The sequence below is a fragment of the Acinetobacter sp. UBA5934 genome (assembly GCF_002430855.1).
GTDB lineage: Bacteria > Pseudomonadota > Gammaproteobacteria > Pseudomonadales > Moraxellaceae > Acinetobacter.
Genome location: NZ_DJDC01000196.1, coordinates 1 through 20598, shown reverse-complemented (window position 1 = coordinate 20598; position 20598 = coordinate 1). Strand labels below are relative to the sequence as shown.

At 44.3% G+C, this 20598-nt stretch carries 16 protein-coding genes, 1 pseudogene and 1 riboswitch; of the genes and pseudogenes, 1 reads left to right on the top strand and 16 read right to left on the bottom strand.

Annotated elements, in window-relative coordinates; translation table 11 throughout:
* Nucleotides 1-4: 4 nt before the first annotated feature.
* The 8 genes from glmM to B2Y23_RS14675 form a co-directional block, all read right to left on the bottom strand.
* Complete coding sequence (gene glmM, locus B2Y23_RS14710) at nt 5-1336, bottom strand: phosphoglucosamine mutase (RefSeq protein WP_291354164.1); 1332 nt, start codon at nt 1334-1336, stop codon at nt 5-7.
* 125 nt (nt 1337-1461) lie between these two features.
* Nucleotides 1462-2928 carry an IMP dehydrogenase gene (guaB, locus tag B2Y23_RS14705; protein WP_291354165.1) on the bottom strand — a complete coding sequence of 489 codons (1467 nt, stop codon included), beginning with the start codon at nt 2926-2928 and terminating at the stop codon, nt 1462-1464.
* 335 nt (nt 2929-3263) lie between these two features.
* Nucleotides 3264-3629, bottom strand: coding sequence for a YkgJ family cysteine cluster protein (locus B2Y23_RS14700; RefSeq protein ID WP_291371609.1), 366 nt, complete (start codon nt 3627-3629; stop codon nt 3264-3266).
* Between the two features lie 96 nt (nt 3630-3725).
* Nucleotides 3726-4523: an MBL fold metallo-hydrolase gene (locus B2Y23_RS14695; protein ID WP_291354167.1), complete on the bottom strand. Its 798-nt coding sequence runs from the start codon at nt 4521-4523 to the stop codon at nt 3726-3728.
* Between the two features lie 182 nt (nt 4524-4705).
* The gene (locus B2Y23_RS14690) at nt 4706-5281 is read right to left on the bottom strand and encodes a TMEM165/GDT1 family protein (protein WP_291354168.1); all 576 of its coding nucleotides are present in this window, start codon (nt 5279-5281) and stop codon (nt 4706-4708) included.
* Nucleotides 5282-5354: 73 nt separating this feature from the next.
* Nucleotides 5355-5497: riboswitch (yybP-ykoY riboswitch) on the bottom strand.
* Nucleotides 5498-5679: 182 nt separating this feature from the next.
* Complete coding sequence (locus B2Y23_RS14685; protein ID WP_291354169.1) at nt 5680-7716, bottom strand: 2-oxo acid dehydrogenase subunit E2; 2037 nt, start codon at nt 7714-7716, stop codon at nt 5680-5682.
* Nucleotides 7717-7718: 2 nt separating this feature from the next.
* Nucleotides 7719-10433 (bottom strand): pyruvate dehydrogenase (acetyl-transferring), homodimeric type, encoded by a 2715-nt coding sequence (aceE, locus tag B2Y23_RS14680; protein ID WP_291354170.1) that lies wholly within the window; start codon nt 10431-10433, stop codon nt 7719-7721.
* Nucleotides 10434-10690: 257 nt separating this feature from the next.
* Entirely contained in the window at nt 10691-11392 is a 702-nt protein-coding gene (locus tag B2Y23_RS14675; protein WP_291354171.1) for a M23 family metallopeptidase, read from the bottom strand.
* 107 nt (nt 11393-11499) lie between these two features.
* Here B2Y23_RS14675 and B2Y23_RS14670 point away from each other — a divergent pair, with 107 nt between their 5' ends.
* Nucleotides 11500-11940 (top strand): DUF721 domain-containing protein, encoded by a 441-nt coding sequence (locus B2Y23_RS14670; protein ID WP_291354172.1) that lies wholly within the window; start codon nt 11500-11502, stop codon nt 11938-11940.
* Nucleotides 11941-12037: 97 nt separating this feature from the next.
* Here B2Y23_RS14670 and lpxC read toward each other — a convergent pair whose 3' ends face one another.
* The 8 genes and pseudogenes from lpxC to B2Y23_RS14630 all read right to left on the bottom strand — a co-directional run.
* On the bottom strand, nt 12038-12940 hold the full coding sequence (gene lpxC / locus B2Y23_RS14665; protein ID WP_291354173.1) for a UDP-3-O-acyl-N-acetylglucosamine deacetylase: 903 nt from the start codon (nt 12938-12940) through the stop codon (nt 12038-12040).
* 124 nt (nt 12941-13064) lie between these two features.
* Nucleotides 13065-14255 carry a cell division protein FtsZ gene (gene ftsZ, locus B2Y23_RS14660; protein WP_291354174.1) on the bottom strand — a complete coding sequence of 397 codons (1191 nt, stop codon included), beginning with the start codon at nt 14253-14255 and terminating at the stop codon, nt 13065-13067.
* Nucleotides 14256-14414: 159 nt separating this feature from the next.
* On the bottom strand, nt 14415-15677 hold the full coding sequence (gene ftsA, locus B2Y23_RS14655; RefSeq protein ID WP_291354175.1) for a cell division protein FtsA: 1263 nt from the start codon (nt 15675-15677) through the stop codon (nt 14415-14417).
* A 71-nt stretch (nt 15678-15748) separates the two neighbouring features.
* Complete coding sequence (locus B2Y23_RS14650) at nt 15749-16603, bottom strand: cell division protein FtsQ/DivIB (protein ID WP_291354176.1); 855 nt, start codon at nt 16601-16603, stop codon at nt 15749-15751.
* Between the two features lie 3 nt (nt 16604-16606).
* Nucleotides 16607-17536: a D-alanine--D-alanine ligase gene (locus B2Y23_RS14645; protein ID WP_291354177.1), complete on the bottom strand. Its 930-nt coding sequence runs from the start codon at nt 17534-17536 to the stop codon at nt 16607-16609.
* 56 nt (nt 17537-17592) lie between these two features.
* Nucleotides 17593-19041 (bottom strand): UDP-N-acetylmuramate--L-alanine ligase, encoded by a 1449-nt coding sequence (gene murC / locus B2Y23_RS14640; RefSeq protein ID WP_291354178.1) that lies wholly within the window; start codon nt 19039-19041, stop codon nt 17593-17595.
* Between the two features lie 13 nt (nt 19042-19054).
* Nucleotides 19055-20152, bottom strand: a complete 1098-nt coding sequence (gene murG / locus B2Y23_RS14635) for an undecaprenyldiphospho-muramoylpentapeptide beta-N-acetylglucosaminyltransferase (RefSeq protein ID WP_291371607.1) — start codon at nt 20150-20152, stop codon at nt 19055-19057.
* A 322-nt stretch (nt 20153-20474) separates the two neighbouring features.
* Nucleotides 20475-20598, bottom strand: a pseudogene (locus B2Y23_RS14630) (glutathione synthase); the annotation flags it as partial.

The window sequence follows — 20598 nt, the reverse complement described above, 5'->3', positions numbered from 1 at the left end:
TACCTTAAGCTGCGTTAGCACGTACACTATCTGCAAGATGATTAGCCAAATCAGTCACTTCCTGAAGATTATCGCCTTCGACCATTACTCGAATGACCGGTTCCGTGCCCGATTTACGAATCAATAAACGGCCACGACCTTTCAACTGGGTTTCGGCCTGATCAAATTCAGCCACCAATGCAGGTACTGAATACGGGTCAAACATTTCCGCCAGACGAACATTCACCAAGACATTAGGCAATAAGCTAAAACCTTCAACCAGTTCATGCAGGGCTTTTTGCTGCTCCACCATCACAGTCAATACCTGCAAGGCAGCAATAATGGCATCACCTGTCGTGCTTTTATCTAAGGTCAAAATATGCCCTGATGGTTCACCACCAATGACCCAACCTTTTTCGTCTAAGGCCTGTAACACATAACGGTCGCCTACGCTGGCACGTATAAATGGAACTTGGGCTTTTTCTAAAGCCAGTTCAAGTGCCATATTGCTCATGACCGTACCAACAATGCCCGCCGGCTTGTGCTTGCCCTGAGTCGCCAAAATGTAAAGGATATGGTCACCGGTAATTTGCTCACCGTTTTTATCCACCATAATCACGCGGTCTGCGTCGCCGTCAAAGGCAATACCCAAATCTGCCTGATGTTCAACCACGGCTTTTTGCAGGTTTTCCGGATGGGTTGAACCACAGTCTTGATTGATATTTAAGCCATCTGGTTCATTATAAAGTGCCACAACTTTGGCACCCAGTTCTTTAAATACTGATGGTCCCACGTTATAGGCAGCGCCGTTGGCACAGTCCACCACAATTTTTAAGTTACTCAAGTCAAAATGGTACGGAAAAGTGGATTTACAGAATTCAATATAACGACCATTGGCATCTTTCACCCGCACACTTTTGCCCAAGTTGGCGGTATCTTCAATTTTTAACTCTTTTTCCAGTTCCTGGTTAATCGCTTCCTGAATCTCGTCTGGAAGTTTTTTACCTTCGCTTGAGAAGAACTTAATCCCATTATCAAAATAAGGATTGTGCGAAGCTGAAATCACAATACCTAAACTGGCATGTAAAGCACGGGTTAAATGGGCAATCGCAGGCGTCGGTAAAGGACCAAGCAGATGCACATATACACCCGCCGCATTTAAACCGGCTTGTAATGCAGATTCTAAAATATAGCCCGATAAGCGGGTATCTTTACCCAAAACAACAATGGGTTTAGATTTTTTAGTGGATTGTTTTAAAACTTTACCGGCAGCAAAACCCAACCTCAAGGCAAATTCAGGTGTAATTGGAAGCTCCCCAAACTTTCCACGAATACCATCTGTTCCAAAATAACTCATTTTCTACTCGCTTTTTATACATTTATAGGGAGATTGATCATCCCATTTTACGGTAAATACTTTACACCAAAATCAAAAAAGCCGTCATATAAATGACGGCTTTTCCTGAATTTGATTACTAAAAATCAACCAACACGGTAGTTCGGTGCTTCTTTGGTAATCGTCACATCATGTACGTGTGATTCAGACATACCTGCAGCTGTGATTTTCACAAATTTCGCATTCTGGCGAAGATCGTCCACAGTTGCAGAACCGGTATAACCCATAGAAGAACGCAAGCCGCCCATCATTTGATGCACGATATTGCCCATAGGACCTTTATACGGTACGCGACCTTCAATACCTTCAGGAACTAACTTCTCAGCACCGGCTTTAGAGTCCTGGAAATAACGGTCGGCAGAACCTGTTGCACCGGCCATTGCACCCAATGAACCCATACCACGGTAAGCTTTGTAGTAACGACCCTGGAAGAATTCCACTTCGCCCGGTGCTTCTTCAGTACCAGCCATCAGTGAACCGACCATAATCGTGCTTGCACCTGCACCAATCGCTTTGGCCATATCACCAGAGAAGCGAATACCACCGTCAGCAATTAAAGGAATTTGCTCTTTCAATGCATTAGCAACGCTATCGATTGCAGAGATTTGCGGCATACCAATACCAGCAACAATACGCGTGGTACAGATCGAACCAGGACCGATACCCACTTTAACCGCATCTGCACCTGCATCAAGAAGTGCAAGAGCCGCGTCACCAGTGGCAATGTTACCGCCAATCACCTGAACTTGCGGATAGTTGGCTTTGACCCAACGTACGCGTTCAATTACCCCAGCAGAGTGACCATGAGCTGTATCGACCACAATGGCATCCACACCCGCTTCAACCAGTGCTTCAACACGGCTTGGTGTTTCTGCACCGGTACCGACTGCCGCACCAACACGTAGACGACCTAAGTCATCTTTACAGCTGTTTGGATAAAGTTCCGCCTTACGGAAATCAGTGACAGTAATCAAACCTTTCAGTTCGTTGTTATCACCCACCACCAGTACTTTTTCAATACGATTTTTTTGCAGCAGCGCCTGGATATTTTCTTTTGATTCGTTTTCGCGAACAGTCACCAGACGGTCTTGACCTGTCATGATATTGCTAACAGGTTGTTCCAGATTGGTTTCGAAACGTGTATCACGACCTGTCACAATACCCACAACCTTGCCATCTTTAACAACCGGCACGCCGCTGATGTTATTGGCTTGAGTGATTGCAATCAGTTCACGAACGGTAGTTTCTGGAGTCACGGTAATCGGATCTTTCACCATACCGGCTTCAAATTTTTTCACACGGCGTACTTCTGCAGCTTGCGCAGCAATATCCATGTTTTTGTGCAAGATACCAATACCGCCATTTTGCGCCATTGCAATCGCCATACGGGATTCAGTCACCGTATCCATAGCTGCTGACACAAGAGGAATATTCAGGTTAATGCCACGAGTTAGGCGTGTCTTTAAGGAGACATCTTTTGGGAGAACAGTTGAGTAGGCAGGGAGTAATAAGACATCATCGAAGGTTAGCGCTTCTTGAACGATGGTCAACATAACAGTCTCACTGGTAATTTCCGTGCGCTATTATAAACAAATCTAGCCCTAAATTTCATTGCAATTCAAAAATTATTTTTATCTCGGGTAATTGACGCACAAAATGCGAAGAAAAACTGCCCTCATCCAATGGATCAATCCTCATATCTTAGCTCTATTAACCCTTAAGAATGGCTGGCTGGAATTCCCTCTCTCTGCATCAAACTGCTAAAACGATGCAGTATCTTCACTGTTATTAAATAACCTATAGACGATAGATATTGCATTTAAAAAGCTATAAAGAATAAAAAAGCAGAGTCTTCACTCTGCTTGAACTTAAATCCCGGGCTTACTTGTTAAACAACCTGATCAAAATCTGCATCGTTGGTCGACTCGAAAGATTCAAGCGGCACAAAAGGGATCATGTTATGCGCCCGTCTTGCCTTATTGCATTGCTCATCGGCAATTTGGACTTCTTTACACGAGGAACTGCGTGCCTCATACATGCCGCAGCTCACCTGCTTGCCTATTTCACCTGTCAGGGCAATACAGCGTGGATTTTTTTGATTGGTTCCCGCCATACACGAATACACTGCTGTTACAGGTTCGGTATAGTGTTCAGGCATGGCAAGCCCTTCTGCCCAATAAAATGAAACGCGAAAATAGGCGCAGCACGCGCCACAACTTAGACAGGCATCCTGCGTGAGTACTTGAGACAACATTCTTATAAATTCTCGTCATCTAAACTATTTTTAGTGCGAAAATCTTAAAAAATGTTGTTGTTTAACTCAAGCTTTTTTTCATGCATCTGACGGTCATTATTCAGGACAGGTAAATACGGTTTCATCCATTAAATCGACGCCGCATTCCAAGGTTTCAATCCAGTCCAAGAATTGATTTACCTGTTCTTTTCCAATGAAAGGCGTACCGTGCTGTGGCACGATCATTTCCACATCCATGCTACGAATCATATTCACCCAAAGACGAATCACCTTATTGGAACACATATAACGTTGATGGAAGCTTTTCATCTTTGGAATATGCGCGGCAAAATTTTCCAGCGGTTTAGCTGCATCTTCCACCATAGACGCGCCCATATCGCCGGAAAACAGAATTTTGGCAATCGGGTCATAAAACTGGAAATTACCGACTGAATGCAGGAAATGTGCCGGAACAGCGACAATGGTTGCATGACCTAATGGAATGACCTGACCATGATCTGGAAGTTCAATCAAACGGTCGAGCCAGTTGCCCTTCATCCGGTCGCTCATGAAGGCCGAGTTCAAGTGCGGTAAGAAACGTGCCCAGAGTTTAGACGCCACCACTTTGGCCTCGGTATAGACCAGCCAGCGCGGCATAGAAGTAATAATGTCAGGGTCTTGATGGGATGCCATGACATAATCAAGGTTGGTCAAGCGGGTATATTTATTCAGTTCCATGGTGAGTGGAACATAGGTCAAGTCACCCCCTGGATCCAGCACTGCGGCACGTTCATTATCTAGTATTAGAAACTGATTGGCTTGTACCCCTTCACCTTTGACCAGACTGGTAAAACTAATACATTTATGCGTGCCATTATCAAACAACACCTGTGATGTCGTGCGGTCAAATGCCATAACCTGTTCCCCAAAAAAATCGTGATAAAAGTGCATTTTTAATGCCATACAACTTATAGGGTATTGTGTGAATTTACAACCAATATGTATGAAAATATTGTTATATTTATCAGTAAATTGTGATTCATTTAAAATAAAAAATCCCGACTAAAATGCCAGGATTTTTTTAACACTATTCAAGTTTAGAAGAAATAATGTTGTATCAAAGTTGCAACACCAATAATCAAGAAGATGCTGGCACCAATTTTATGAATCAGTGGAATTGGCAATTTATCAGCCAGCTTATTCCCCACAAATACCGCCGGTGCATTGGCAATCATCATCCCAATGGTGGTCCCTAGCATCACCCAGAACACACTGTCAAAACGTGCAGCCAGAGCAACGGTCGCCACCTGGGTTTTATCGCCTATTTCCGCCAGGAAGAACAGTACAAAAGTCGCCCCAAACACGCCATATTTTTGCCATTTATTAATATTATCGGTTTCATCTTCAAGCTCGTCTGGAACCAGCATCCAGAGTGCCATGGCAATAAAGCCAACCGATACAATCCATAGCAACACATCTGGATTGAGGACCGTAGTAATCCACTGACCAAGCACAGCCGATATACCGTGGTTCAATAAGGTTGCCAGTAAAATGGCAAGTAGAATAGGAACAGGTTTTCTAAAACGGGCAGCCAGTAACAAGGCTAATAACTGAGTTTTATCCCCCATTTCTGCAAGGGCAACAATAGCGGTTGAAATAAGCAGTTCATACATGTGGTCTTTCTCTGGCTAGCAAAATTTGCCGATGACTTATCGCTCCTGCTAGCCAAAAATCTGCAGAGTGATAAATCAAAGGTCTTGCCAACAAAAAAAGCTTTGAGAAAAGCTGAATTGGTTCTTTGCTATGATGACCATGTTCTGCGGAACAATTATGTTGACCATCACCTTTTTACATTGCGTAAAAAGCGGCTACTCCCCAATGAAGTGGGTTGATTTTAATCGCAAAGCAATTTTTTATCAAATTATTTTAAGCTCAGCCTTTTAAAACAGCGCATTAAAAAAAATAAAGGCTCATACTTAAAACGCAAGACGACTCAACTTTTTGAATGGTCCGTGCCCATAAAAAAACCCTGCCGAAGCAGGGTTTATCTTATTCGCACTTTATAAACTGATTAGAGCAATAAGCTACGAATATCAGCTAACAATTTGGTCAGTTTATTGGTAAAGCGGGCTGCATCTGCACCATTAATCACGCGATGGTCATAAGACAAAGATAGAGGCAACATAAGCTTAGGATCAAAGCCTGTGCCGTTCCAAACCGGTTGCATGGTTGCAGGTGAAATCCCCAAAATCGCAACTTGAGGCCAGTTTACCAATGGGGTAAATGCTGTACCGCCAATTGAACCCAGGCTGGTAATGGTGAAGTTCGCACCTTGCAAGTCTTTCGGTGACAATTTCTTGTCACGTGCTTTCTTGCTCAGTTCACCCAGTTCAACTGCAATTTGCTTGATTGATTTCTGATCTGGATTACGCAGTACCGGTACTGTCAAACCATCCGGTGTTGCCACGGCAATCCCCATATGGATTTCATTACGCAGCAGTACCGATTTTTGATCATCCGCCAAATGGCCTGCAAAATAAGGCTCTTCTTTCAACAGATGAGCCACTGCCTTGGCAATGAAAGCCAGAATCGTCAGACTAATACCGTCCTGTTTAAACTTGGCTTTGAGATCACCGCGCCAAGCTTCAAGTTCGGTAATATCGGCCAGGTCAAACTGAGTCACCTGTGGAATGTAGTTATTCAACGACAACTGCGGTACAGAAACCTGTTGCAAGCGTGTCATTGCTTTTTCTTCAACCCCACCAAATGCAGAGAAGTCTGGCAGTTTTGGCAGATCTGCCACCTGAACCGCCGCAGCAGCTACAGGAGCAGCTTGAGGCGCGGTGAGGCGTGTTTTCACGTAAGCAAAAACATCTTCCTTCATCAAACGCGTATGTGGACCTGATGCTTGCACTTCAGCCAATACCACACCCAACTCACGAGCAAGCTTACGTACCGCAGGACCTGCATATACTTTGGCATTGGCAGCATTCTGCTCTTTGCTCAGCTTATCAGCCGATTGGACCGGTGCCTGTTCTACAGGTGCTGAGGTAGGTGCTGCTGGCGCTGGTTTTGTAGTGGTTTCTGCTTTAACCGCAGGTGCAGATTCAGCTTTAGCCGCCGGAGTTGAAGCCGCTTTAACTTGACCTGCTGCTTCAATAGTCACCAAGGCAATCCCTTGAGAGACATTCTGGCCCACTTCAACATGAATGGCTTTAATCACCCCTGCTGATGGGCTTGGCACTTCAACGGTGGCTTTATCTGACTCAACCACAATAATGCTTTGATCAGCTTCAACCGTGTCGCCGACTTGAACCAGAATTTCCGCTACTGCAGCTTTGTCCACACCCAAGTCGGGTACAGCAACTTCGATTTCACCTGCAGGCGCCGCAGCCGCTTGTGGTGCTGACCCGGCTTTGGCTTCAGGTGCAACCTGAACAGCTTCTGGCTTTGCAGCTTCAGCTTGAGTGGCAGGTGCTGATCCAGCAGTTTTCACTTTAAGAATCAGCACGCCTTCTTTGACCGAGTCGCCTTCCTTAATTTCGATAGATTCAACCGTGCCTGAAACCGTGCTCGGCACTTCGACAGTCGCCTTGTCAGATTCCACCACCACGAGGCTTTGATCTACTTCAATCTGATCACCGACCTGAACCAGAATCTCACCGACCAGTGCTTTTTCTACCCCAATGTCCGGCAGTTTCACCTCGACAATGCTTGAGGTGGCAGCTGCTTGAGCAGGCTGTTCAACCGCATGAGTCGCCTTTGGCTGATGTGAAGACAATTCCTGCATAATTTCCTGGTCAGGTAAAGAAGTCGGGGTATTTTCCGAAGTCTTTTGTGAAGCATCTGCTTCTTGGGCTTCAACTACACCTGTTGAACCGTCTTCAGCTTCCAGTTCAATCAGCACTGAACCTTCTGACACCACATCGCCTGCTGCAACCGTAATACTTTTTACGATTCCTGCTGAAGTGCTGGGCACTTCAACAGAGGCTTTATCCGATTCAAGTAAGACCAGGCTGTCATCAATCTCAACACTCTCGCCCACTTTGACCAAAATTTCTGCAACAGTGGCTTGATCAACTCCAATATCAGGTGTTTTGATTTGCATGCTTAGTTCTCCTCACCTGATTGTTCTTTATAGTCGGCAACTGCTTGAACCTCTGGATGTGCTTGAGGTGCCCAAGCGACAGGACGATCAGTATCTAGCTCAAAGCTTGAAATCGCGTCTTTGACTAAACGTGCATCCACTTCGCCTTCATCGGCCAGTTTCTTCAAGGTTGCCACGACAATGTGCGCTGCATCTACACCGAAGTAACTACGCAAATTGCCACGTGTATCTGAACGACCATAGCCATCAGTACCTAAGGCTACGAATGGACGGTTGTCCGGAAGATAGGCACGAATCTGTTCACTGTATGCACGCATATGATCGGTTGCAGAAACCACAATACCGTCAGTTTCACGCAATTGTTGAGATACCCAAGATTCCTTCGCTTCTTCGGTCAATGGATGCAGGCGGTTGTATTCTTCACATGCCATACCATCACGTGCCAACTCGTTGAAGCTGGTCACGCTCCATACATTCGCGTGAATCTGGTATTCATCACGCAAGATTTTCGCCGCTTTAATCACTTCACGAAGAATCACGCCTGAACCCATCAGTTGAACAGTGGCTTTATCATCCTGTTCAAGCAGATACATACCGCGCTTGATGCCTTCTTCCACGCCTTGTGGCATTTCAGGATGCTCATAATTTTCGTTCATTACCGTCAGATAATAGAACACGCGTTCCTGATTGACATACATGCGTTGCAAGCCATCATGGACGATCACCGCAAGTTCATAACCGAAACATGGATCATAAGAGACACAGTTTGGAATGGTGTTGGCAAGGATGTGCGAATGACCGTCCTGATGCTGCAAACCCTCACCGTTCAATGTGGTACGGCCTGCAGTTGCACCGAGCAAGAAACCTTGTGCCTGCGCATCACCCGCGGCCCATGCAATGTCACCAATACGCTGGAAACCGAACATTGAGTAGTACATGTACATTGGAATCATTGGCAGGTTATTGGTTGAATAACTGGTCGCCAAGGCTGCCCATGCACTCATCGCACCGGCTTCGTTAATCCCTTCCTGCAACATGTGACCATCTTTAGCTTCACGATAGTTCATCAGCTGTTCTTGGTCTTCAGGAGTATATTTCTGGCCATGTGCAGCATAAATACCCAACTGACGGAACATGCCTTCTAAACCAAAGGTACGTGCTTCATCCGGTACGATCGGAACCACGCGGTCTTTAATTGCTTTTTCTTTCAGCAACGCTGAAATTAAGCGGACCATGACCATAGTAGTCGATTGTTGTTTGCCATTTGAGCCTTTTAATACAGCATCAAACACTGAAAGTTCTGGAATTGCCAAAACTTCACTTTCTTTACGACGTGCAGGCAGATAACCACCCAATGCTTCACGACGCGCCTTCATGTATTTAATTTCAGGCGAGTTTTCACTTGGACGGTAGAATGGCACTTCCTCAAGCTGCTCATCGGTAAATGGCAGGTTGAAACGGTTACGTACATACTTGAGTGATTCAAGCTGCATTTTCTTGATTTGGTGGGTTTTATTCACCGCTTCAATTTCTTCAGACAGACCATAACCTTTAACTGTTTTCGCTAAAATTACGGTTGGCTGACCTGTCGATTTCATCGCTTCAGCATAGGCAGCATAAACTTTGTATGGATCGTGACCACCGCGGTTCAGATTATCAATATCTTCATCGCTTAAACCTTTAACAAGTTCTTCAGCTTCTGGGTATTTACCAAAAAAGTGTGCACGCGTATATGCACCGCCTTTTACTTGGTAACGTTGATAATCACCATCCACCGCTTCTTCCATCACGGCTTTTAATGCGCCTGATTCATCTTTGGCCAGTAATGGATCCCAATGACGACCCCATACGACTTTAATCACGCGCCAGCCGGCACCACGGAATAAAGATTCAAGTTCCTGAATGATTTTACCGTTACCACGTACCGGACCATCCAGACGTTGTAAGTTACAGTTCACCACCCATATCAGGTTATCCAGCTTTTCACGGCCAGCAAGTGAAATCGCACCTGTACTTTCTGGCTCATCCATCTCACCATCGCCGAGGTAAGCCCAGACTTTACGGTCTTCTTCTTTAATCAGGCTGCGGTTCATCAGGTATTTTTGAATATGCGCCTGATAAATCGACATGATCGGACCCAGACCCATCGATACGGTCGGGAATTGCCAATAATCCGGCATCAAGTACGGATGCGGGTAACTTGGCAAACCATTACCACCTACTTCACGGCGGAAATTATTCAGTTGCTCTTCAGTCAAACGACCTTCCAGGAATGAACGTGCATAAATACCAGGGGCACAATGTCCTTGGTAATAAATCATGTCGCCACCAAAGTGATCGCTATTAGCACGGAAGAAGTGGTTAAAACCAACATCATATAGGGTTGCAGAAGATGCAAAACTTGCCAAGTGGCCACCCAGATCGTCACCGGTTTTATTGGCACGTAATACCATCGCCAAAGCATTCCAGCGAATCAGTGCACGGATACGGCGTTCCATATCTTGGTCACCTGGCATCGCCGGTGTTTCATCCACTGAAATGGTATTGAGATAAGGAGTATTTAAACGCTGAATAGGAACATGCTTGGCAATCGCGCGCTGATAGAGCTTTTCTAATAAAAAGGCAGCTCGCTCCGTACCCATGTGCTGCAAAACCGAGTCAAACGCGTCTTGCCATTCTTGGGTTTCTTGCGCATCGGTATCACCATAAAACGCCATATTTCACCTATTCCTTGAGCTTATTTATAGTCTCTATATGTACCATACTTTAGGAGCCATCAGTTATTGCTACAGCTGAATACGAAATACCACTATTATTTAGATAATAAATACTCGTTGACTAATACTTACACAATAAAACAAAAAACCGCCAATAAAGGCGGTTTTTTATACAATAAGTATTCTGGGGAATGATAGTATTATATGTGAAATCTATAAAGATATAGGTTTCCATTCTTTAACGAAATCAACACAGACTATTTTAAGGCGTATGGCAACATTGCTAGATAAGTTGAAGGATTTTTGCGTTGTCCGTCTTTAACCACTTCATAATGTAGGTGTGGACCAGTACAACGACCTGTACAACCGACATTGGCAATATGTTCACCGGCATCGACGCGATCGCCAACACGAGCAATCAAACGGGACGCATGTGCGTAACGGGTTAAATAACCATTACCGTGATTAATTTCCACGTATTGACCATAACCTGTACCCCAACCTGATTTGGTGACTACACCCGGGCCAGTTGCATAAATAGGTGTACCACTTGGTGCAGATAAGTCTAAACCAGAATGGTTTTCAGCACGACCGCCCATAGTACGGCCACCATAGTTTGAGCTTACACGTTTCATCTCTGGAAGAGGATGAGACACCAACCAAGAGTAGGCATTGCCAGAATAAGTTTTTGAGCTTGCTGAACCGTATTTTTTTGCTAAAGATTCGTTGTTTAATTCAGTGGTTTTTTTACGTAATTGAACGTTCATTCGGGTTTCAGCAGGAATATCAATATCATTTGATTCTGCATAAGACCCTTGAGCTAAAGTACGGGTTAATTGTTCAATGCGATCTACCGATGCATTGTTAGAGTTAGGATTTAATTCGACTAAATCTGCAAAAGCTACAGATGCGGCAGAAGCTGCCAATGAAAACGCTAATAAAATACGTCGCGTGTGCATAAAAACCTCTTTTGACTGTTCTTAATCAATGTCCTTGCGTGATCTCTTCCTTGATATCTACTAAAAGAAGTGCGTAAGATTAAGACATAAATATGTAGGAACAATGTATGTCGGAACCAGTGAACGTCTTTCAACAAACAAGAAAACACTTAAAAACAGGAAACTTTACGTTTCTCTCTACACAAGTTGCTGCATGGCAGAAACTCACAAAACTCATTCAACCGATATTGCCCCAACCGGAGCAATGGCAAGTTGTTTGTTATCAACATGGCATTTTGACGATAACAGGTGCAAATCAAGCCATGATTAGTCAACTTGCATATCTTCAAAAGCAATATATTACTCAATTGTCGCAATTGCCTGAATTTAAAGACCTGCAAAAAATGCAAGTACGTTTAAGAATTCAAACACAAACCCCAATAAAACCCCAATCTCTGTCCAGATCCCTTAGTCCAGATACTCAAGACTTACTTCGCGGTGCTGCTGACTTTGTAAGCGACTCTAAGCTTAGCCAAGCTATGCTACGTTTGGCAAGCAATAAAAAGTAACCAATACAGGCATACCATTGAATTAAGAAAAAAAATATGTGAACTGTTTAACAGTCCCTTTTGTTACATTATAACGCTTGCATTAAAAGACAATGACTTATGTCACACTGACATAAGAAATTGGACATTGATTAATGTCATCAAATGTTACAATTTCGTAATTAGCAGGATCACTTTTAACATTGCGTAATAATTGATTATTTAAGGCATGACCGGACTTATAACCGTCAAATTTGGCAATAATCTGGTGTCCTAAGAGATATAAATCCCCTACCGCATCCAGAATTTTGTGACGCACAAATTCATCCGAGAAGCGAAGTCCTTCTTCATTAACTACACCGGTTTCATCCACCCCAATGGCATTTTCCAGACTGGCACCTAAGGCCAGATTATTGGCTTTTAAATAATCCAGATCTTTCATAAAACCGAAAGTCCGTGCTTCACTGACTTCGTAGACAAAAGTTTCGGTAGAAAAGTCGATGGTTGCAGACTGATATTCTTTTTTAAATGCGGGATGATCAAAATCAATCGTAAAGTTGAGTTGAAAGCCGTCATGAGGATGAAATACTGCACGTTTATCATCAATCAATGCTTCTACAGGTTTTAAAATTTTTATAAATTTTTTCGCTGCATTTTGTTCTTGTAATCCACCTTGCATCAGCAAGTAAATAAATGGACCTGCACTGCCATCCATGATTGGAACTTCTGAAGCCGAAACTTCAATAATCAGATTATCAATTCCCAGACCTGCAATGGCACTCATGACATGCTCAATGGTACCTACCTTGGCATTTTCCTGAACCAGATTAGAACACATGAAGGCTTCTTGAATCAGCAGTGCATCTGCTGGAATATCCACCGGCGGATCTAAATCGATACGTCGAAATACAATTCCCCCATCCACATGGTGCGGCACAAAGTTAATTAAGACTTTTTGCCCACTATGAAGACCAATACCGCTCGCTTTCACGACACGCTGTAGGGTACGTTGTTTCAACATGTTTTTCTATCATCTGCTCATCAAACCGCTATACGTTAGCATATTTAGCCATTGATAAAAAATAAAAAGGTAGCCGCAAGACTACCTTTTCTGTTGAATTTATGCAGATTGCATAGATTTTTCTTTATTTACGTTGCTGATTTTTCAAGTAATCTTGAATGCTCATTGGCGTTGGACGTGCTGAACCCACTGCTGGAGATGGTGTGGCTGCCGCCTCATTTTGCTGACGCTGAATGGCGGGCACATCATCATCTTCAACCACCGCATGCGCCACATGATTAGAAGGACGTGTTGCAGACTGTACTGATGGACGTTTCACCGTCTCTGCTGAATCTGCTGAATTACGGGTCAAACCTGTCGCAATCACCGTTACGCTCAATTCATCACGTGCATCTGGATCAAATACCGTACCGTAGAACACCTGACCTTCATCTAAATCGACAATCTGGTTAACTACATCGGTAATTTCTTCAATTTCACCGAAGGTCACATCATCACCGCCAGTCACGTTAATCAAAATGCCTTTGGCATTCATAATCGTTACGTTATCGAGCAGTGGACTACGGATAGCCTGTTCAGCAGCTTGACGCGCACGGGTTTCACCACGACCTGAACCCACACCCATCATGGCATAACCACGCGTACTCATGGCAGTTTTCAAATCGGCGAAGTCAAGGTTGATATGACCTGGACGAACCACAAGATCAAAGATACTACGTACCGCATTGAGCAATACGTCATCGGCTTTTTTATACGCGTCTTTCATTGAAATATCGCGGAATACTTTAAGCAAACGCTGGTTAGGAATAATGATTAAAGAATCAACATGCGCTTCCAAAGCTTCAATGCCTTTTTCAGCAGATTGCTGGCGACGCTTACCTTCAAAGTTAAAGGGTGTAGTCACCACACCGACGGTTAAAATGCCCATTTCTTTGGCAATTTCAGCAACAACTGGCGCAGCACCGGTACCTGTACCACCACCCATACCGGCAGTAACAAACACCATGTCGGTACCTTCCAGATGTTGGCGAATCAACTCACGGCTTTCTTCAGCAGCAGTTTGACCCACTTGCGGATTTGCACCAGCACCCAAACCACGTGTGCTTTGTTCACCTAACTGGATTTTGAATTGAGCGTTCATGCGGTCTAAAGCCTGTTTGTCCGTATTGGCACAAACAAATTTTACCCCTTGAATGTCGGATTCAAGCATGTGTTGCACAGCATTACCACCAGCACCACCAACACCAAATACAGTGAAACGGGCTTGACCGTTGCTATCGTTTTGATCATCTTCTAAAAATTCAAATGAGGCCATGACCTTTGGATTTCCTAATTCGTAATTGGCAGTCACTTAAGCCCGTATACTGCCTTGATCTTAATAAAAATTGAGTTTAGGATGCTGCCCAACTAGACGCTTGTCAAGTGCAAGCCGTTAGACGTACAACTTCCTTACAATATTCCCAATAAATTTCACTTAAAATATCGATTTTAACTGATTGTTTAATGCTGACCATGCCCGACCAACCCGCTTGAAAACCGTCAGTTTTTCGGGATCTGTCGTTTCTACAATCGTATCTTGCGTATCACTTTGGCTAAACATCAACAAACCGGCAGCAGTCGTATATTGTGAACGACGTAAAGCCGCCTGATTCTGTTCATCAGCATGTACCTGTACTGGCGGATTACCTAAATGCGCTGATACACCCAACATATGACGTGCCAAATTCACCATGCCTTCAATTTGACTGGCATCACCGGTCAGAACTACGCCATGATACAAACCATGGATGGCGCCATTACGCTGTAACTCTTGATGAACCTGGGTCAGAATTTCTTCATAACGCGCAATAATGATTTCTGCCAGTTCAATACGGCTGATGGTTTGTGGACCATCAATCCCCTGGAATTGAATCATATGGTCAGGTTTGACCACTTTCAGGTCAACACAGCCATATAACAACTTCAGCCGTTCAGCTTCTTCAGTTGTGGTTTGCAATACCGCAGCAATATCACGGGTAACATGTTCACCACCGCGCTGCAAAGTATGCGTCAATGCCAGGCGACCATCTAGATAGACAGCAATATTGGTAGTACCGGCACCAATATCGACCAAGCATACACCATATTCTTTTTCATCTTTCAACAAACTGGCTTCGGCAGTCGCCAAACAGGAAACCACCATTTTCTCAACGCCAATATTGGCCCCTTTCAGGGCACGATCCAGATTCTGCATGGTACTGATTGGCAACATCATTAGCTGATAATGCCCCACCATGCTATGTGCAGACATGCGAATCGGATTTTGCACCCATTCCGCAGAATCGTCCAATTCAAAACCTAAAGGTACAGCACTCACCAGATAATGGTCTGACGTCAAATGACTGGCTTTGGCCAACTCGAGCGCACGAACCACTTCGCTTGTTGTAATTGTGTGGTCGCTATTTTCAATCGGTGTACGGCCTGAGGCATAAAAGCTTTTTAATTCTGCGCTTGGGATTGAAACCCAAGCGGAATGCACCCGACATTCAGCCATATCTTCTGCTTCTTGTACGGCATTTTTAATTGCCGTGATGACCTTGTCGAGACTTACAATTTTCCCTTTATTCATGCCTCGGTTACGAGCGGTTGCCATTCCAATCACTTGGATATTGTCTGGCGCATGTACCTTACCAATCAAAACTGAAACTTTGTGTGTCCCAATGTCAATCGCAACAACCGAGGGAACAGCTTCATTCATTATCTACTACTACCATTACGTGTTTAGTTAATTTATGGCCTTAAGCCTCTATTTTATATAAAGCCGCCCAATTATGGCTTTACCATTCTTGCATCTGCAATGCTTGTGTCATCAATCGTTACAACAAAATGACCATTTACAATATTTTGGGGTGCTGCATTCTTCCATTGTATGGCCAATCCATTTCTATAACGCAAATCCACTGACGAAATTTTAGCCCAAACCGGTTTTAAATCACTTTGTGCCAGATGACTCAAGCGTTGAAGTTTACCCATGGTTTGATCCTGATCGACAATAATGCGCAAACCTGAATCAAACTGCATGAACCAGGTCATACGTTCTGTTAAATATAATTCTTTTAAACGAATGTTGACCGGCAGGAATAACTGATTAATTTCATTGTAGCGACGCATCATCATTTTTGACTGAGAAGCGGGACCATGCAGCAAAGGTAATTTCTGGTTATTTTGTGGCACCACTTCTGCAAAAATATCGCCACTGTCACTCAACAGCCGTCCGGTTCCCCAGCGGGCAATGGCATGACGAGGCATCACTCGCACACGAATTGAATTCGGCCATGCACGTGAGACCACCACGCGATCTACCCAAGACAACTCTAAAGCCTGATCCCGGATTTGTTCCAGATCAGAGGTAAAATAATTTTCTGTCACCTTGGGTGCAACATGGGTCATGACCTGGCGATTTTCAGCCTCTGAACGTGTACCTATCACACTCAGTTTGGCCACCTGAGCATCCGTCATGACACCATACAGACCATATACTCCCACAGCCAATACGGCAAGTGCTACCAGCATCAATAGCCAGCCACCCAGATTCGTAAGCTTTTCCTTACGTGTAGGTGGCTTATCATGGATGGAGGTAATTGCTGCTCGTTTACGACGCATTGAAGCAGGGAGTTGAGCCATAGTTTAGTGAGCCGCAGCCGTTAAAGTTTGTTCTAAAATAGCCACACACAATTCATCAAAACTATAACCAACAGCTTGGGCAGCTTTTGGTACTAGAGAATGACTTGTCATGCCTGGAACAGTATTTACTTCCAATAACCAGAAGTTACCCTGTTCATCCTGCATGGCATCAATACGACCCCAACCGCTTGCACCTACGGCCTGGAAAGCACGTAAACATAAAGCTTGCAGACGCTTTTCTTCTTCTTCAGTTAAACCACAAGGAATACCGTACTGCACATCATTGCGGTTGTATTTGGCTTCATAATCGTAGAATGCCACGTCTTTTGGCGGTTCCAGACGAATGATCGGCAAAGCCTCACCATTTAAAATCACAATGGTAAATTCACGACCGGTAATCCATTTTTCTGCCATCACCACAGCATCGTGTTCAGTCGCTTTGGCAATCGCAGCGGCAAAGTCTTCTTTACGTTCAACTTTGCTCATGCCAATACTTGAACCTTCATGTACCGGTTTGATAATAAACGGCAGACCAATGCTCTCCACAATCGGATCAAGATCGGAATCTTTGGTCACAATACGGTAAGGTGCGGTTGGCAGTTCTGAACCTTGCCATACCTGCTTGGTTTTCACCTTGTCCATACCAATAGCCGAACCTTGCACACCGGTACCGGTATAAGGCAGATTCAACCATTCCAATGTGCCTTGAATTTGACCATCTTCACCACCGCGACCATGCAACACAATAAAGGCACGGTCATAGTTGACCAGTTCAGTCACACTACGCTCTTGCGGGTCAAAAGCTTCGGCATTCACCCCCGAGCGTACCAATGCTTCAAGCACAGCTTTACCACTATCTAGAGAAACCTCGCGCTCAGCTGATTTCCCACCAAGCAATACGGCAACTTTGCCGAATTTTGAAGCATTTGCCACGTTTATATCCTTAAACTTTATAACTGAACGATCACATTCAAAATCACAAAAAGTGATTATTTTAAATACAATTTATTTTGTGCAAGCTCAATCGAGATAGCACCCACATTACCTGCGCCTTGCGTTAATAACAAGTCATTTGCTTGCAATACTTTTTGCACCGCATTTTGTAAATTGCCTTCTACAGGATCAATCAAAATCGGCTCGACATCGCCGCGTAAACGGATGCTACGCGCCAGGCTACGGCTATCTGCCCCAACAATCGGTTTTTCGCCTGCAGGATACACTTCTAGCAATAACAATTGGTCCACTTGTGACAATACATCGACGAAGTCATCAAAACAGTCGCGGGTACGGCTAAAGCGGTGCGGCTGGAACATCATCACCAGACGACGGTCCGGATGGCTTTGACGCGCAGCTTTAATGGTCGCTTCAACTTCCTTAGGATGGTGACCATAGTCATCAACCAGTTTCACGTTGCCACCATCAACCTCAAATTCGCCTTGTACCTGGAAGCGACGGCCTACACCGCTAAAGCCTTCTAATGCTCGGCAGATCGCGCCATCTGAAACGCCTTCATCGGTTGCAATACCAATTGCTGCCAAAGCATTCAATACATTGTGCAGACCCGGCTGGTTGACGGTCACACGAAGCGGTTCACGGTTTTTACGCAGCACGGTAAAGTGAGTACGCATACCGTCCTGATCCACATCGACAGCACGAATGTCATTGTCTTCATTAAAACCGTAGGTTAAAAGTGGACGGCCAATACGCGGCATGATTTCACGGATGTTGGCATCATCACCGCAGACCACAGCCAAGCCGTAGAATGGAAGTTTTTGCAGGAACTGGACAAAAGTATCTTTCAGGACATCAAAGCTACCGCCATAAGTATCCATATGATCCGCATCGATGTTGGTCACAATGGTGGCCATAGGCTGCAAGTGCAAGAATGATGCATCCGATTCATCCGCTTCAGCCACGATATAACGGCTCGCACCCAGTGCGGCATTCACGCCGGTACGGTTCAGTAAGCCACCGATCACATAAGTTGGATCAAGATTTTCTTCCGCCAGCATACAAGTCACTAAACTTGTCGTGGTGGTTTTACCATGGGTACCGGCAACGGCAATACCATGACGGTAACGCATCAACTCACCCAGCATTTCTGCACGGCGAACCACTGGAATACGGCTTTCGATGGCAGTCTTGATTTCCGGATTTTCCGGATCAATCGCGGTTGAAACCACCAGTACATTGGCATCTTTAATATTTTCTGCCGCATGGCCGATATAAACCTTGATGCCATTTTCTTCAAGTTGCGCAGTCGTTTTAGATGCTTTGATGTCTGAACCAGACACTTGATAGCCTTGGTTCTTCAATACTTCTGCGATGCCACACATCCCTGCACCGCCGATCCCCACAAAATGAATGTGTTTGATACGGCGCATTTCAGGCACTTTGATTAATTTTTTTGCTTGATCAGCAGGAGTAGATGGAGACATATATAACTCTAATTTACAATTCTTGAATTAAACGAACCACGTGTCGGGTTGCATCTGGTTGAGCCTGTTGACGTGCCTTGACTGCCATTTCAGACAACAATTGGCGATTCATCAACGGGGCTAAAAGTTCTTTTAAACTGTCTGGTGTTAAGGTGCTTTGTGGACAAATTTTTGCAGCACCACTATTAGCTAAAAATTTGGCATTCGCCGTCTGGTGATCATCGACTGCACTTGGCAATGGTACAAAAACCGCTGCCACCCCTGCGGTTGCAATTTCAGTGACGGTTAAAGCACCGGCACGACAAATAATCAAGTCTGCATCAGAATAGGCTTTGGCCATATCTTCAATAAAAGGCTGTACTTCAACCTCTAAGGACGCCGGTTTATCTGCATAGCGCGCTTGGGTTGCATCGGCATGATTTTGACCACATTGATGATACACATTCAACGGTACATTCAGCTGTTTTAAAGCTTCGGGAACACGCTCATTCAATGCTTGCGCACCGAGTGAACCGCCTACAATCAATATACGTAGCGGCAAACCCGCTTTTTCACGTTCTTGATAACGCCAGGACGGACTTAAAATTTCGGTAATTTCTTTACGAACCGGATTGCCTGTGGTCACAATTTTTGCACTTTCAGCAAAAGTATGGGGAAATGCCTGACACACTTTTTTAGCAATACGTGACAACTGTGTGTTAGTAAAACCAGCAATGGCATTTTGCTCGTGAATAATCACGGGAATACCCAAGGCACGAGCCGCCAAACCGCCAGGACCCGCCACATAACCGCCAAAACCGGCCACAGCATCGACTTTAAGCTGTTTCATATAGCGCATCGCGCTTAAGGTGGCTTTTAAAATTTTAAACGGTGCCAATAACTTAGGTATAGCACCGTTTCCACGCACACCTTGAATATCAATCTGGTAAATTGGAATATCGTGATTTTTTAATAAGCGGTTTTCCATGCCTGTTGGCGTGGCCAGCCAAGACACTTCAATCCCTTGCTGCTGTAATTCCTTGGCAACAGCAAGTGCTGGAAAAACATGCCCGCCAGTTCCGGCAGCCATCATCATCACATGTTTCGGCTTTGTTTGCGTTGCTTGGGTCACAGTCTAATTCTTCAATTCTAAAATAGGGATAACGAAATTTGATTTTAAGCCAACAATTGTAATCACAAACGCATAACCGTGAAAGGTTATTTACTTTTTTTCAACATGCGTTTCATTGTTTTTTTCTTCTGATTTTAAAGTTTAAACTAGTTTTATTAATAATCGAGCAAAAATATGCATTTTTTATGCAGTTTTGCGACCTGTTTTTTTTCATTAGCCAATAAATTTCAGCCTGTTTACCGCTAATAAAAGCCACCTAAAAAACCAATAAAATAAGAAAAAAGAGCTCCAATTCTGAAGCTCTGATTTATAAAAATAAGACTTAGGCCGTTAAACCTGCTTCCAGAACATTAAATAAATCATCAGCAATTGATGTTCCAAACTGGTCATCAATTTCACGGATACAGGTTGGACTGGTAACATTAATTTCAGTTACGTAATTGCCT

What these genes read in the sequence shown, in the direction of transcription:
- ftsA (WP_291354175.1), bottom strand. Translation starts at nt 15,677, where the DNA reads ATGAATGAAGCTGTTCCCTCGGTTGTTGCGATTGACATTGGGACACAC.
- lpxC (WP_291354173.1), bottom strand. Translation starts at nt 12,940, where the DNA reads ATGTTGAAACAACGTACCCTACAGCGTGTCGTGAAAGCGAGCGGTATT.
- B2Y23_RS14690 (WP_291354168.1), bottom strand. Translation starts at nt 5,281, where the DNA reads ATGTATGAACTGCTTATTTCAACCGCTATTGTTGCCCTTGCAGAAATG.
- glmM (WP_291354164.1), bottom strand. Translation starts at nt 1,336, where the DNA reads ATGAGTTATTTTGGAACAGATGGTATTCGTGGAAAGTTTGGGGAGCTT.
- B2Y23_RS14670 (WP_291354172.1), top strand. Translation starts at nt 11,500, where the DNA reads ATGTCGGAACCAGTGAACGTCTTTCAACAAACAAGAAAACACTTAAAA.
- B2Y23_RS14650 (WP_291354176.1), bottom strand. Translation starts at nt 16,603, where the DNA reads ATGGCTCAACTCCCTGCTTCAATGCGTCGTAAACGAGCAGCAATTACC.
- B2Y23_RS14700 (WP_291371609.1), bottom strand. Translation starts at nt 3,629, where the DNA reads ATGTTGTCTCAAGTACTCACGCAGGATGCCTGTCTAAGTTGTGGCGCG.
- B2Y23_RS14695 (WP_291354167.1), bottom strand. Translation starts at nt 4,523, where the DNA reads ATGGCATTTGACCGCACGACATCACAGGTGTTGTTTGATAATGGCACG.
- B2Y23_RS14685 (WP_291354169.1), bottom strand. Translation starts at nt 7,716, where the DNA reads ATGCAAATCAAAACACCTGATATTGGAGTTGATCAAGCCACTGTTGCA.
- murC (WP_291354178.1), bottom strand. Translation starts at nt 19,041, where the DNA reads ATGTCTCCATCTACTCCTGCTGATCAAGCAAAAAAATTAATCAAAGTG.
- B2Y23_RS14675 (WP_291354171.1), bottom strand. Translation starts at nt 11,392, where the DNA reads ATGCACACGCGACGTATTTTATTAGCGTTTTCATTGGCAGCTTCTGCC.
- ftsZ (WP_291354174.1), bottom strand. Translation starts at nt 14,255, where the DNA reads ATGGCCTCATTTGAATTTTTAGAAGATGATCAAAACGATAGCAACGGT.
- guaB (WP_291354165.1), bottom strand. Translation starts at nt 2,928, where the DNA reads ATGTTGACCATCGTTCAAGAAGCGCTAACCTTCGATGATGTCTTATTA.
- aceE (WP_291354170.1), bottom strand. Translation starts at nt 10,433, where the DNA reads ATGGCGTTTTATGGTGATACCGATGCGCAAGAAACCCAAGAATGGCAA.